This is a genomic window from Flavobacterium filum DSM 17961, assembly GCF_000425465.1.
Classification (GTDB): domain Bacteria; phylum Bacteroidota; class Bacteroidia; order Flavobacteriales; family Flavobacteriaceae; genus Flavobacterium; species Flavobacterium filum.
The window spans coordinates 262,722-276,365 of record NZ_AUDM01000003.1; the positions used below are offsets into that span (position 1 = coordinate 262,722).

Consider the following 13,644-nt stretch of genomic DNA (forward strand, 5'->3'; position numbering starts at 1 on the left):
TCACGTGGAACAAATAAAAAATATGTTTCAAGATAAGTATGATGTAATTGTGGTAGGAGCAGGGCACGCAGGTTCAGAAGCCGCCGCCGCCGCCGCTAATATGGGTTGTAAAACTTTATTGGTCACCATGAATTTGCAAACCATTGGACAAATGTCGTGTAATCCCGCTATGGGCGGAATTGCAAAAGGACAAATTGTGCGTGAGATTGATGCGTTAGGGGGTTACTCGGGAATTGTTTCTGATAAAACGGCGATTCAGTTTAAAATGTTGAATAAGTCGAAAGGTCCGGCAATGTGGTCGCCAAGAGTCCAAAGTGACCGAATGCGTTTTGCTGAAGAATGGCGTTTAATGTTGGAAAATACCCCCAATGTTGATTTTTATCAAGAAATGGTGTCGGGTTTGATAATTGAGAACAATGTAGTAAAAGGAATTAAAACTTCTTTAGGAATTGAAATCAATGCTAAAACAGTTGTTTTGACCAACGGAACGTTTTTAAATGGATTAATTCATATCGGTGAAAAACAATTCGGCGGAGGAAGAGCTGGGGAAAGTGCTGCCTTTGGAATTACAGAAGATTTAGTGAAACTAGGTTTTCAAGCAGGAAGAATGAAAACAGGAACACCTCCAAGAGTAGATGGGCGTTCATTGGATTATTCAAAAATGCGTGAGGAAAAAGGAGATGATAAACCACATAAGTTTTCTTATTTGGATTCAACACAGCCGTTGATACATCAAAAATCGTGTTGGATGACGTATACCTCTGAAACAGTTCATGATTTGTTACGTGAAGGATTTGATCGCTCACCAATGTTTAATGGGCGTATTAAAAGTACTGGCCCTAGATATTGTCCTTCGATTGAAGATAAAATCAATCGTTTTGCTGACAAAGACAGACATCAACTGTTTGTAGAACCGGAAGGTTGGAATACAGTTGAAGTATATGTAAATGGTTTTTCAACTTCCTTACCGGAAGAAGTGCAATATAAAGCTCTTCGTTCTGTTGAAGGATTTGAAAACGTGAAGTTTTTCAGACCGGGTTATGCTATTGAATATGATTATTTCCCGCCAACACAATTAAAACACACCTTAGAAACCAAATTGGTAGAAGGTTTGTTTTTTGCCGGACAAATAAACGGTACAACTGGTTATGAAGAAGCGGCCTCTCAAGGATTAATGGCCGGAATTAATGCGGCTCTTAAAATACAAGAACGTGATGCGTTTATTTTGAAACGTGATGAGGCGTATATTGGTGTTTTAATTGATGATTTAATTACTAAAGGAACTGAAGAGCCCTATAGAATGTTTACGTCTAGAGCGGAATACCGTACGTTGTTACGGCAAGATAATGCTGATGAGCGATTGACACCAAAAGGTCATGCACTTGGTTTAGCCTCTGATGAACGTTTAAAACGTATGGAATATAAATTTGGTGAAGCCGAAAAAATGGTAACATTTTTCAAAGAAACCAGTATCACGCCTGATGAAGCAAATCCGGTTTTAGAAGAAAAAGGTAGTTCATTAATGGTGCAGTCTGATAAAATGTATAAAGTGTTTTCAAGACCTCAAATTGATTTAAACGACATTGTTTTATTTGATAAAGTAAAAGAATATATTGCTTCACATGATTTAGACGAAGAAACTATAGAGCAAGCAGAAATTCAAGTGAAATACAATGGTTACATTGAAAAAGAACGAAATAATGCAGATAAGCTAAAAAGGTTAGAAGATGTGAAAATCCCTGAATCTTTTGATTATGATAAAATCAAATCTCTGTCGTTTGAAGCTAGAGAAAAGTTCAAAAAAATTAGACCGATTACCGTTTCACAAGCTTCGCGAATTAGTGGAGTTTCACCAAGTGACATTTCAATATTATTAATTTATATGGGAAGATAATTTCTTTGTTGTTTGCTGTTTTTAAAAGTGTTTTCGATTAGAATGAATTGAATGTTCCACGTGAAACGATTTTGTAAAGTCCAACAAACACAATAGCTAACAAAGGAAAAAGTAAAATATAGTACATGAACTTTTTGAAAGAACCTTACATTACCGTAAAAGATTATTCTGTCTCAGGAGAAGAGTTTGAGTTGTTGATAGATGAAAATCTTCAATTACTGAAAACGCATCCGCAGCCAAAAAATGAAGAGTTACAAAAGTATTATCAGAGTGAAGATTATATTTCACATACAGACGCAAAAAGATCGTGGTTTGAAAAAATCTATCATCTTGTAAAGCAAAAAGCAATTAGAGATAAAGTTTGTCTAATTGAATACTATAATGGCTCAAAAGGAATTGTTTTAGATATTGGTTCCGGAACGGGCGATTTTTTAGCGGAAGCCAAAAAACAAAATTGGAAAACAGTTGGAATGGAACCTAGCGATAAAGCCAAATCAATTGCAAAACAAAAAGGCGTTTGTTTAGTAGAATCGTATGAGGAATTAGAAGACCATTATTTTGATGTGATAACCATGTGGCATGTTTTAGAACATGTACCGGATTTAGATTTTCAAATCAATGAATTGAAAAGACTTTTAAAACCTGATGGTACAATTATCATTGCGGTACCAAATTATAAATCGTTTGATGCCCATCATTACGGAAAATATTGGGCGGCTTTTGATGTGCCAAGACATCTTTGGCATTTTTCTAAATCGGCTATTCAGCAATTGTTTGCTCAAAAAAATATAAAATTAGTAGATGTTAAACCCATGTGGTTTGATAGTTTTTATGTAAGTTTATTATCTGAAAAATACAAAACAGGAAAAATGAACGTTCTTTCTGCTTTTTGGATTGGCCTAAAATCAAATCTAAAAGGGAAAAAGACAAAAGAGTTTTCTTCTCACATTTATATTTTTAAAAACAGTTAACTACAATAACTTTCTCTCACCTTACTTTGAATCTAACTTAGAATTATTATTTTTACCAAAATTTATAACCATTTATTTATAATGAAAAAATCGATTTTTATTTTCAGCTTGTTATTAGCTATGGCATCTTGTGAAAAAGCTGCTGAACAAAAAGAATTCAAAACTGCTTATGTAGACACGTCTAAATTGTTAGATGAATATACAGAAGCAAAAGATATTGAAGAAAAATACAAAGCCAAAGGAGAGGAAATGGGCAAGCAGTTAGAAGCTGAATTGGTTCGATTTAGAAGTGAAGCTTCAAATTTCCAAAAAAATGCTCAAACATACGGTCCACAATGGGCACAACAAAAAGGAGCTGAATTACAACAAAAAGAACAAGAATTGTCATATGCTCAACAAGCTATTTTACGTCAATTACAAAACGAAAGCGGAAAAGAAATGGATAGCTTAGTAAAAGACATAAAAAAATACATTAAAGATTACGGAAAAGAAAAAGGATATCATTATATTTATGGAACCGGTGATGCCGCCTCAGTTTTGTATGCCAAAGAAGAATATGATATTACGAATGAAATGATTAAATTACTTAACGAAAGATATAAAAACAAATCATCTTCAGAAACAAAAGAAGAACCTAAAAAAGATAAAGAAGACACTTCAAAAAAATAAATTTAGCTAAGCCTTTTCAAATGAAAAGGCTTTTTTATTTTTGTTATTCCATTCATTTTTATAATTTTATAAAATTATTTATCTTCGTATTTTAAACTAAACGCCAAATGGAAATTACATCAGAAGCCAAACAGATTCTTCAATTCATTAATCAAACCAATTGTTCCATATTCTTAACCGGTAAAGCCGGTACAGGAAAAACTACTTTACTCAGGAACATCATCCAAACGACCTATAAAAACACAGTTGTAGTAGCTCCAACGGGAATTGCCGCTCTTAATGCCGGCGGAGTAACGATTCATTCTATGTTTCAGTTACCTTTTGGAGGATTCATTCCCGAATATATCGCTGGTTCAAGTATCTCGCAACATCAAAAATTCGAAACAAAGAATACCTTAGTCAAGCATTTTAAAATGAGCGGTCAAAAGAAAGCCGTGATGCTTAATATGGAATTACTCATTATTGATGAAGTGAGTATGTTGAGAGCTGATTTACTTGATGCTGTGGATTTTATGTTGCGAAAAGTCAGAAGAAAAGACAAGCCTTTCGGCGGAGTACAAGTTCTTTTTATTGGCGACTTATTGCAATTGCCACCCGTTGTAAAAAATGAGGAATGGCAAGTTTTACGCAACTATTACCGTGGAATTTTCTTTTTCAATGCCAAAGTAATTCAAGAAAAACCCCCATTGTATATAGAACTAACCAAGATTTTTCGTCAGACCGATGAACGATTTATATCCGTTTTAAACAACCTTCGCAACAACATCATTACTCAGCAAGATATGGAGGTGTTGAATGATTTTGTGAAACCTAGTTTTGATATCAAAACCAATAAAGGTTATATTACTTTAACTACCCATAATGTCAAAGCTGATTCGATTAATGCAGAATCACTGGATGAATTGGATGGAACATGTTATCGTTTTAAACCTGAAGTCGTTGGAGATTTTCCGGAAAAGATTTATCCTGTTGAAGAAATTTTGCAACTGAAAGTTGGAGCTCAAATCATGTTTATCAAAAATGATTTATCGCCGGAAAAGAATTATTTTAATGGGAAAATGGGTTTTATCAAGTCTCTATCGGATGAAGAAATTATTGTTCATTTTCCGGATGAAAATAAAACAATCGAAGTAGAAAAATATGAGTGGAAAAACATTCGCTATTCAGTCAATGAAAACACCAAAGAAATTGATGAAGAAACACTTGGTACATTTGTTCATTATCCTATTAAATTAGCGTGGGCAATCACTGTTCATAAAAGTCAAGGTTTAACCTTTGATAAAGCTGTTTTGGATGTTTCTCAAGTGTTTTTACCCGGACAAGCTTATGTAGCATTGTCACGACTACGTTCGCTTGATGGATTGGTTTTGTTGAAACCAATTCAATTAAACGGAATTACAAATGACCAAGAAGTGATGCAATATGCTGAAAATAAAGCAGATAATGACAAAATAGTGGCCGAACTTCAAAAAGAAACACATCAGTTTATTCAATCCTACATCAAAAATAGTTTTGATTGGCATGAGTTAGCTCAACAATGGCGTAATCATCGGTTTAGTTATCAAGAGAATGCTGAAAAAGCCGAAAAAGCAAAACATCAAAATTGGATCATTCAAACAGAAGAACAAGTTGCGGCTTTATTAGAACCGGCACAAAAGTTTATTGCCCAACTTCATAAGCTTTTTCATTCGGAAGAGGTTGATTTAACGCATATTTATCAAAGAATTCAAGCAGCACACAATTATTTTTTTCCAAAATTAGATACCGTTTTATTTGAACTTTTATTAAAAATGGAGGAAGTGAAACGGAAAAAAAGAGTGAAAGAGTTCATGACAGAACTAGCTGAATTGGAAGAAAGCACAACCAAAGCAATTCTACAATTGTTCAAAGCACTGAATATGATTGCTGTTTTAGCGGATAACAAAGAAATTAGTAAAGAAAATTTGATTTCGGATGAAATTCAGCACTACAAGCGAAATAAAATGCAAACGGTAATAGCACATTTCAAAACACTCAAAAACGATATAATTGAAGAAGATTCGGAAGAGGAAGATTTTGACCCGTATCAATATTTACCAAAGAAGAAAAAAGCAAAAGAGCAAAAAAAATCGACAATTCAAGAGACTTATGAACTTTGGCAACAAAACATGAGTTTAGAGGAGATTGCAAAAGCACGCGTTTTGACTAAAAATACTATTTACGGCCATTTCACAAAGCTTATTCAAGCAAAAACAGTTTCTGTGCATGATTTGCTACCAGAAGATAAAATAAGAGAATTAAACGCTCTATTTGAAGGATACAACGAAGAAAGTCTGACGCCTTTGAAAGAAAAAGTTGGCGATTTATATTCTTGGGAAGAATTACGATTGTTTAAAGCTGCAAAATCAATAGCTTGATTGCAATAAAGCAACAGTATCAATACGGTTTTTGTTATCTATCGCTTTTAATTTTTTTGCTATTTCATCATCGGATTGTGAAACCACTAATTTCAGAAAATAATAATTGGCTAAATTATGATGATGAATTGTTGCTTCATTCCATGTAGATAATTCCAAAGCTAATTTCTGAAAGTTTTGACTAAAAGCATCATGATATAATTGCATTAAAGCTAATTTTTCTAAATTTTTTTTGTTGTTGAACAATTTCTTTTTTGTCAAATTTTCAGCATTTTGAATATAGGAATTAGCCATTTCAAGAAAGGTGCTTTTTGCCCGATCGTTCACTTCTTGCGAAATAAGATAATAACCTTCGGCAGCTTCTAAAAGGTCATTCATAGAATTGGAGTTAAATTTTTTAAATCCATTAGCAATTTTTTCTGTTGAAGTTGTATAAAATTGTAATTCTTGTAAAAAAACATTACTGTATTTTATATTGTCAAAGCGTTTGATAATCTCACCGGAAGCATCTACTAATAAGGCTTTAGGTGTAGTATCTTCAATAATATTATACAATTTAAAAGGATTTTCGTTTTTAGGTAAAAATCCAATATTTTCAGAAGGAAAGTAAACAAAGCGATTGATTATACTACTAAGTTGTGGAACAAAATTAAGTTCACTATCTATTCTTCCACAATCGGAACAATCTTTTTGAATAAAGAAAATAACAATTAGTTTCTTTTCCTTTTTAGCTAAATATTTATAATAACTATAATCATAGCAAGCAAAAGAAAGCTGAGTTAAGCACAAAAAAAGGAACGAAAAAAGAACTTTTTTATTCATATCCAGAAGTTTACGTAAAACAAATATACTAAAATATGTTAACCAACACTAATTCAGCCAATAAACAGCTAAAACTGCCGGTATAAAATAAATCACAATCGTTCTTGCTCCATCATAATCTTTGGCTAAACGTTGTCCGAAAAGTAAAAAAAGAAGTGTGATACAACTCATCACAGCGGCATAAAAGCCATATTCTCGGTTGCCGTTGTATAACAATTGAACCATGCCGGCAATGGCTAAAATACTGGTAAATAATTCTAATACCAATATAAAACCCAACGCTTGTGGTACAACATTTTTGAGTAGTGTTTTTGAAAAATGTTCTTTTAGCCAAGCCAAATTATCCTTCCAATAAAATAATTTGTCGTAACCGGATTGCAAAAAAGTCAATGTTAAAAGCAAAAGAATCAAAAAAGAAGCCGGATTGTTCATGCGTTTATTTTTTATGAATTAAACGAGTTAATTTAATCGATAAATCGGTTAAAATGATTTTCGCATTGCCGTTGCGTTCAATATGATACATGGCATCGTTAAGTTCTTGATAAATAGCCAAAATATTATTTCCGTTAACAAACGGAGCAAAATTTTCTAATTTAAACTTTTCTACTTTTGGTTCTAAATACACCAATGAAGTAGCTTGATAATTCAACAATAAGGCTTGGCGAAACATTTCAATGCAAAACGATAAAAATTTCTTTTGCGTTTCACGACCTAACTTGGCAATCTCTTCACTCCATTCAATTAATTCCTGAATGGCAGCCGCATTTCCTTTCGCTTTAAATGCAGCACGAACCCAAAGCACAAACCATTGTTCAAAAGGTAGATCTTCGTGATCATCACTCAATAATTTCAATGCTTTATTGTAATTTCCTTGAGCTTGATGAGCGATTTTTGTAGCTGTTTTTCCATCAAGTTGACGTTTCTCAACCAAGGCTTCTACGATTACATTTTCCGGCAAACCATTAAAATCAATCACTTGACAACGCGATCGAATAGTTTGAATCAAGTCTTCTGCCTTTTCAGTAATTAAAATAAAAACCGTTTTGTCGGTTGGTTCTTCTAAAATTTTCAGCAATTTATTAGATGCAGGAATGTTCATTTTATCAGCCATCCAAATAATCATTACTTTGTAACCGCCTTCATACGACTTAAGTGAAAGTGTTTTCAATATTTCTTGTGCGTCATCCACTCTTATTTCACCTTGCTTGTTTTCAACACCTAAAAGGGTAAACCAATCAAACAATTCGCCGTAACTATTTTCAGATAAAAATCTTCTCCAATCCTGAATAAAATCAATGCTTTTTGGTTTAGATTTTACTTCGTCCGTTGTAACCGTAGGATAAATAAAATGCAAATCAGGATGGGCAAAATGTTCAAATTTTAAATTACACGCATCGTTTCCACCTGTGTTTTCGTTTCCTACATTTCCACACAAAAGATATTGGGCATACGCAATCGCCATGGGAAGTGTTCCGCTGCCTTCCGGACCCACAAAAAGTTGAGCATGAGGAATTCTCCCCAATTGAATACTTCGGGTTAAATGATTTTTAATGTGTTCCTGACCTAAAAGTTGACTAAATAGCATAAAGCAAATATAAATTATTTTCTTCCCTCAACCCTGTGAAAAAATCTATTTTTCTATTTGAATTCCTTTTAAATACTGATTTGTATGAAAAAAGAAATAAATTTAACTACTTTAATCGGTAAAAAACGCATTTTGTCGTCTATCTTTAGTACATTTGAACCCAAATGAATTGTTGGAAACCGGTAATATTCTCACCAAAATGAGATTGTGTATGCAAAACAATAGACGTCAATATTTTTTATTAGCCTTGATGTTAGCCATTTTTAATGGTGGTTTTGCACAATTAACCGTTCCTTTTAAAGAACGTTTCAAGGTGACCTTAAAAGGAGACATGACCATTATTGCCAATTCCATTCTTAATCGAATTGATAAGAAAAATTCACCCAACGACCCTTATAACGACCAAAGTATTGATGCCATTACCAATGATGAAGCGGATATGGAATATATTGATATAGACAATGATAAAAATACTTTTTCATCCAGTAGTGCAGCACTCTTTGATAAAAATGAAGCAGGAAAAAAAGTAGTTTTTGCAGGGTTATATTGGGCGGCTACATACAAATATGAAAGTGGTTATAAAAAAGGCGAAGATAAGTTTGTAGCATTTGATAAAACCAGAGAAACCTTTGATGAAGTATTGATCAAACTGCCTACAAAAAAAGAATATATACCGGTAAAGGGAGAGGTTATTTTTGATGGTTTGAAAGACAAAAAAATGAGAGATGTTGCTCCTTATGCTGTGTTTGCCGATATTACTGAGATAGTTTCTACTCTTGAAAATCCGTTTGGTTTTTATACATTAGCAAATGTTAAAGCAACCCAAGGAACACTTTTGGGTGGAACTGCGGCGGGCTGGACCATTGTTTTTGTGTATGAAGATGAATCAATGAGTGAAAAATATATTGCCATTAATGATGGATTTGGTGGTGCCTCACTAAACAGCATCGATATCAAGTTTAAAAACTTTGAAACACCTGCAAAAGGTGATGTAGTAATCAAAATGGCAGCATCAGCTCTTGAAGGAGATTATCAAGTGGATGGTGATTTAGTGATGTTTAGCTCTTCAACACAACCTTCTTTTTCCAACATAAAAACTTTCACCAGAAAGTATAGTAATTTTTTTGATAGTTCGATAACGGTAGAAGATGAGCATTTTCGTTACCGAATTCCGGATAGTAAAAATACGCTGGGCTATGATGCATTTCTTTCAACGCTTCGAAATCATAACAATTCCATAATTAGCAATAATGCTACCGAGGCAACGGTTAAATTTAAAACATCAGGTGATTTATTCTATTTGTTTTTTTGTGCGTTAAGCATTGAAGCTAAGCCCGAGAAAGTAAAAGAACCACAGGACAACACAAAAATAGTGTATGTTGATAATACGTTTAAAAAAGTAGATAAAGACACCAATAGTGAAGTGGCAAGATTAGAACTACCAAAACAAAAGGAAAAACCTGTAGAAGTCGTTTCTGAAAGTAAACCAGAAATAAAACAGAATTCGGTTGCGGTGGTTAATCAACTATCTGCTAAAAATCCTAAAAAACAAAAATCGGTAACTAAAGATGAAGCCGAGCAAACACTAAAGGAAACAACCACTCCAAAAGTTCAAACTAAACCATCTATCGCGGCGGTAACGGATTCTAAACCCTCCCAAGCGAATGTAAAAACTGAGCAAAAGGTGAGTAAACCACTTCAAGAAGAACCAAAATCATCAAGTACCGCAACTTCTTCGTTGGAGCAAAAAATGAACATTCCAAATACGCCAAAAGGATATTATATCGTGGTAAATGTTTTTAATGAAAGAGTAAACGCGGCCCGTTTTATGATGAAATTAAGACAAGACGGATTAGAGCCCGATTATTTTATAAATCCTGAAAACAACTATTTATATGTTTTTTTAACCTATTACAAAAACAAAGAGGAAGCAGAAAAAGCAAAAGACTCAAAACTCAACAATCGATATACTGAAGAAATGTGGATTTTGACCGTCAATATCGATTGATAAAAATCAGTTTCTTTTTCAGTTGAAAAAACTAACTTTGTAAAATTAGTAAACCAAAAAAAATAAACCATGAAAACATTGTTTGACTTCAATTTTAAAAATAAAAAAGCATTAATCCGAGTAGATTTTAATGTGCCACTTGATGAACATTTTAATGTTACCGATGCCAACAGAATTGAAGCAGCAAAACCAACCATTGATAAAATTTTGGCTGATGGAGGAAGTGTGATTTTAATGTCGCATTTAGGAAGACCAAAAGGTGTTGAAGAAAAGTATTCTTTAAAACATATTGTGTCGAAAACTTCAGAAATACTAGGTATTCCGGTGAAATTTACAAGTGATTGTATTGGAGAAATTGCTGAAAAAGCAGCATCAGATTTACAACCAGGCGAAGTTTTATTATTAGAAAACCTTCGTTTTTATAACGAAGAGGAAGCAGGAGATGTAGAATTTTCAAAAAAATTAGCTTCTTTAGGCGATATTTATGTAAACGATGCTTTTGGAACAGCTCACCGAGCTCACGCTTCTACTACCATAATTGCACAATTTTTCCCAAATGATAAATGCTTTGGAACATTATTGGCTAAAGAAATCGACAGCTTAAACAAAGTATTAAAAGACAGTAAAAAACCGGTTACCGCTGTTTTAGGAGGTTCAAAAGTGTCATCTAAAATCACCGTAATTGAAAATATTTTAGACAAAGTTGACCACATGATCATTGGCGGCGGAATGACATTTACCTTCATCAAAGCGTTAGGCGGACAGGTTGGAAATTCAATTTGTGAGGATGATAAGTTGCAATTAGCCTTAGACATTCTTCATTTGGCTAAAGAAAAGAATGTTCATTTACATCTACCTGTTGATGTTGTAGCGGCTGATGCTTTTTCAAACAATGCCAACACTCAAGTTGTAGACGTTAGAGCTATTCCTGATGGATGGCAAGGGTTAGATGCCGGACCAAAATCGTTGGAGAATTTTAAAGAAGTAATTATGAATTCTAAAACCATTTTATGGAACGGACCATTAGGTGTTTTTGAAATGGAAAATTTTGCCAACGGTACAATCGAATTAGGAAATTTCATCGCAGAATCAACTGCCAATGGAGCCTTTTCTTTAGTAGGCGGAGGCGACTCAGTGGCGGCGGTGAAACAATTCGGTCTTGAGTCAAAAATGAGTTATGTGTCAACCGGAGGAGGAGCAATGTTGGAAATGCTTGAAGGAAGAACCTTACCGGGAATTGCCGCAATTTTAGAATAATCATACTTTTAACAATAAATAAACAACATTTATCGTTGTATCTGTTTATGTTTGCAAAAACAGACTAAACAACTGATAAATAAAAGATTACCCAAAAATGAATTTTCGTAATACCACACTTTCATTATTTTCGTTTTTTTCGTTGGCTGTAATGGCTCAAGATTCCACTTTGGTGGGAACTTTAACGCAACAAGAAAACAAAATTTCCTATTTAGATTCCATCAAAAAAACATTTGTCAAACATGATGTAGCAGTTTGTGTAGATGAAAGATGGATGAGCGAATTAAGCAATCAAGATTTATTTCCCGAGATGATTGCGGATATTGAAAATCTTAATCCGGATATCAAGGTTGATTACGATTTATCTACTGATTTGTTAAAAGAGCGATTAAAAATTTTAGATTCAAAATCAGCTTTTCATATCGAATATAATCAAGGTTTGGAAAATATCATTAAGCATTATCTGAAAAATCGCAAAAAGGCGTATGAAAGATTAATGTCGTTATCACAATATTATTTTCCATTCTTTGAAGAGGCTTTAGCTAAGTATAATGTTCCGTTGGAAATCAAATATTTAGCCGTTGTAGAGTCAGCTTTAAATCCTAGAGCGGTTTCAAAAGCTGGAGCTACAGGATTATGGCAATTTATGTATGGAACCGGAAAGCAATACAATCTTGACATCAACACTTTTACCGATGAAAGAAGCGATATGTTAAAAGCCACTGAAGCGGCTTGCCAATACATGGTGAACATGTACGCCATCTTTGGTGATTGGGACTTGGTTTTGGCTTCTTACAATGCCGGACCGGGAAATGTTACGAAAGCTATCAGAAGATCCGGTGGAAAGCAAAATTATTGGAACATTAGACCTTATTTACCTAAAGAAACGCAAGGTTATGTGCCGGCTTTTTTAGCTACAATGTATGTTTTTGAATTTCACAAAGAGCATGGAATTAAACCTAACAAACCGGTAGCCAATCATTTTGCAACGGACACTATTTTAATTAAAAACAAGATTTCGTTCAAGCAGTTGTCGGATGTGTTAGACATATCTGTGGAACAATTACAGTTTTTAAACCCATCTTACAAAAGAGATTTTATTCCGTTTATCAAGGATAAAAAGCACTATGTTCGTTTACCTTTAGATAAAGTGGCTATTTTTACATCAAACGAGCCTAAAATCTATGCTTACGCTGAATATGAATTTAATAAAAGAGAAAAACCATTTTTTAATCCTGATTATGTTGCCGGTACCGAAAGTGAATCTGTAATAAAAACAAAATACCACAAAGTTAGAAGAGGCGAAACATTGGGTGGTATTTCTAAAAAATATGGCGTTACAATTTCTGAAATAAAAAAATGGAATAAGTTAAAATCTAATAGTGCTCCATTAGGTAGAAATTTAAAAATAATTACAGAAGAACAAGTTGTAGCAGTGGCAACACCTGCTAAATCAAAATCAAATGTTGCTGAAAAAGTACAAGACTCAGTGCTTCAGAAAAGCCAAATCAAACCGAATGAATTACATGTAGTTGAAAAAGGAGAATCATTATATAGCATTGCTAAAAAACACAATGTAACAAGAGATGATATAAAAACGTGGAATAATTTAGAAGATGAAAACATTTTAATCGGTTCTAGTTTACTTGTCTCTGCACCAATTGAGTTGATAACTGAAAATTATATTGTGCAGGCTGGTGATAATTTAATTCAAATTGCCAAAAAATATAATGTTTCAGTTGATGAGTTAAAAGAATGGAATGAATTGGAAGATTCAAATGTTAAGATTGGAACAAGTTTAAAAGTTTTACTTCCTGAAAAGCAAGAAGTTGCACAGGTTGAAGCAAAGCCCGTAAAATCAGAACGTCAATCTAAATATCAATCAGAAAAGGTATACATTGTAAAAAAAGGTGACTCTTTATTTAGTATTTCTCAAAAAATAAAAGGTGTAACCGTGTCTGATTTAAAAAAATGGAACGGTATTAGCAGTGGAAAAATAAAACCGGGAATGAAACTAAAAATTAGTGGTTAATTTTAGTGAT

The 13,644-nt window shown here is 33.4% G+C and carries 10 protein-coding genes; 7 read left to right on the top strand and 3 right to left on the bottom strand.

Translation table 11 applies throughout. The features are described from left to right. Positions 1-22 precede the first annotated feature (22 nt). The 4 genes from mnmG (at position 23) to H601_RS0101235 (ending at position 5,930) form a co-directional block, all read left to right on the top strand. Positions 23-1,894, top strand: coding sequence for a tRNA uridine-5-carboxymethylaminomethyl(34) synthesis enzyme MnmG (mnmG, locus tag H601_RS0101220; RefSeq protein ID WP_026709823.1), 1,872 nt, complete (start codon positions 23-25; stop codon positions 1,892-1,894). Between the two features lie 125 nt (positions 1,895-2,019). Beyond that, positions 2,020-2,865: a class I SAM-dependent methyltransferase gene (locus tag H601_RS0101225; RefSeq protein ID WP_026709824.1), complete on the top strand. Its 846-nt coding sequence runs from the start codon at positions 2,020-2,022 to the stop codon at positions 2,863-2,865. A gap of 81 nt (positions 2,866-2,946) precedes the next feature. Further along, positions 2,947-3,534, top strand: a complete 588-nt coding sequence (locus H601_RS0101230) for an OmpH/Skp family outer membrane protein (RefSeq protein ID WP_026709825.1) — start codon at positions 2,947-2,949, stop codon at positions 3,532-3,534. A 107-nt stretch (positions 3,535-3,641) separates the two neighbouring features. Beyond that, positions 3,642-5,930, top strand: a complete 2,289-nt coding sequence (locus H601_RS0101235) for a helix-turn-helix domain-containing protein (RefSeq protein ID WP_026709826.1) — start codon at positions 3,642-3,644, stop codon at positions 5,928-5,930. Here the strand turns inward: H601_RS0101235 and H601_RS0101240 are convergent. Genes H601_RS0101240 through H601_RS0101250 form a run of 3 tightly spaced genes read right to left on the bottom strand, consistent with a single transcriptional unit; the run spans position 5,919 to position 8,337 of the window. Next, positions 5,919-6,752 (bottom strand): hypothetical protein, encoded by an 834-nt coding sequence (locus H601_RS0101240; protein ID WP_026709827.1) that lies wholly within the window; start codon positions 6,750-6,752, stop codon positions 5,919-5,921. The two genes, H601_RS0101235 and H601_RS0101240, sit on opposite strands and share 12 nt — an antisense overlap. Before the next feature lie 48 nt (positions 6,753-6,800). Beyond that, the gene (locus H601_RS0101245; protein WP_026709828.1) at positions 6,801-7,184 is read right to left on the bottom strand and encodes a hypothetical protein; all 384 of its coding nucleotides are present in this window, start codon (positions 7,182-7,184) and stop codon (positions 6,801-6,803) included. 4 nt (positions 7,185-7,188) lie between these two features. Continuing rightward, entirely contained in the window at positions 7,189-8,337 is a 1,149-nt protein-coding gene (locus H601_RS0101250; RefSeq protein ID WP_026709829.1) for a DNA polymerase III subunit, read from the bottom strand. Between the two features lie 211 nt (positions 8,338-8,548). On the opposite strand from H601_RS0101250, the gene H601_RS15965 reads away from it, so the two are divergent. The 3 genes from H601_RS15965 to H601_RS0101265 all read left to right on the top strand — a co-directional run bounded on the left by H601_RS15965 (position 8,549) and on the right by H601_RS0101265 (position 13,634). Continuing rightward, positions 8,549-10,345: an SPOR domain-containing protein gene (locus H601_RS15965; protein WP_169628241.1), complete on the top strand. Its 1,797-nt coding sequence runs from the start codon at positions 8,549-8,551 to the stop codon at positions 10,343-10,345. Positions 10,346-10,414: 69 nt separating this feature from the next. Further along, positions 10,415-11,602, top strand: a complete 1,188-nt coding sequence (locus tag H601_RS0101260; protein WP_026709830.1) for a phosphoglycerate kinase — start codon at positions 10,415-10,417, stop codon at positions 11,600-11,602. Positions 11,603-11,699: 97 nt separating this feature from the next. After that, the gene (locus tag H601_RS0101265; protein ID WP_026709831.1) at positions 11,700-13,634 is read left to right on the top strand and encodes a LysM peptidoglycan-binding domain-containing protein; all 1,935 of its coding nucleotides are present in this window, start codon (positions 11,700-11,702) and stop codon (positions 13,632-13,634) included. The last annotated feature ends 10 nt before the right edge of the window (positions 13,635-13,644 follow it).

Excerpts from the sequence above, each read along its gene's own strand:
- H601_RS0101260 (WP_026709830.1), top strand. The coding sequence starts at position 10,415 with ATGAAAACATTGTTTGACTTCAATTTTAAAAATAAAAAAGCATTAATC.
- H601_RS0101240 (WP_026709827.1), bottom strand. The coding sequence starts at position 6,752 with ATGAATAAAAAAGTTCTTTTTTCGTTCCTTTTTTTGTGCTTAACTCAG.
- H601_RS0101250 (WP_026709829.1), bottom strand. The coding sequence starts at position 8,337 with ATGCTATTTAGTCAACTTTTAGGTCAGGAACACATTAAAAATCATTTA.
- H601_RS0101235 (WP_026709826.1), top strand. The coding sequence starts at position 3,642 with ATGGAAATTACATCAGAAGCCAAACAGATTCTTCAATTCATTAATCAA.
- H601_RS0101225 (WP_026709824.1), top strand. The coding sequence starts at position 2,020 with ATGAACTTTTTGAAAGAACCTTACATTACCGTAAAAGATTATTCTGTC.
- H601_RS0101245 (WP_026709828.1), bottom strand. The coding sequence starts at position 7,184 with ATGAACAATCCGGCTTCTTTTTTGATTCTTTTGCTTTTAACATTGACT.
- H601_RS0101230 (WP_026709825.1), top strand. The coding sequence starts at position 2,947 with ATGAAAAAATCGATTTTTATTTTCAGCTTGTTATTAGCTATGGCATCT.
- mnmG (WP_026709823.1), top strand. The coding sequence starts at position 23 with ATGTTTCAAGATAAGTATGATGTAATTGTGGTAGGAGCAGGGCACGCA.
- H601_RS0101265 (WP_026709831.1), top strand. The coding sequence starts at position 11,700 with ATGAATTTTCGTAATACCACACTTTCATTATTTTCGTTTTTTTCGTTG.
- H601_RS15965 (WP_169628241.1), top strand. The coding sequence starts at position 8,549 with ATGCAAAACAATAGACGTCAATATTTTTTATTAGCCTTGATGTTAGCC.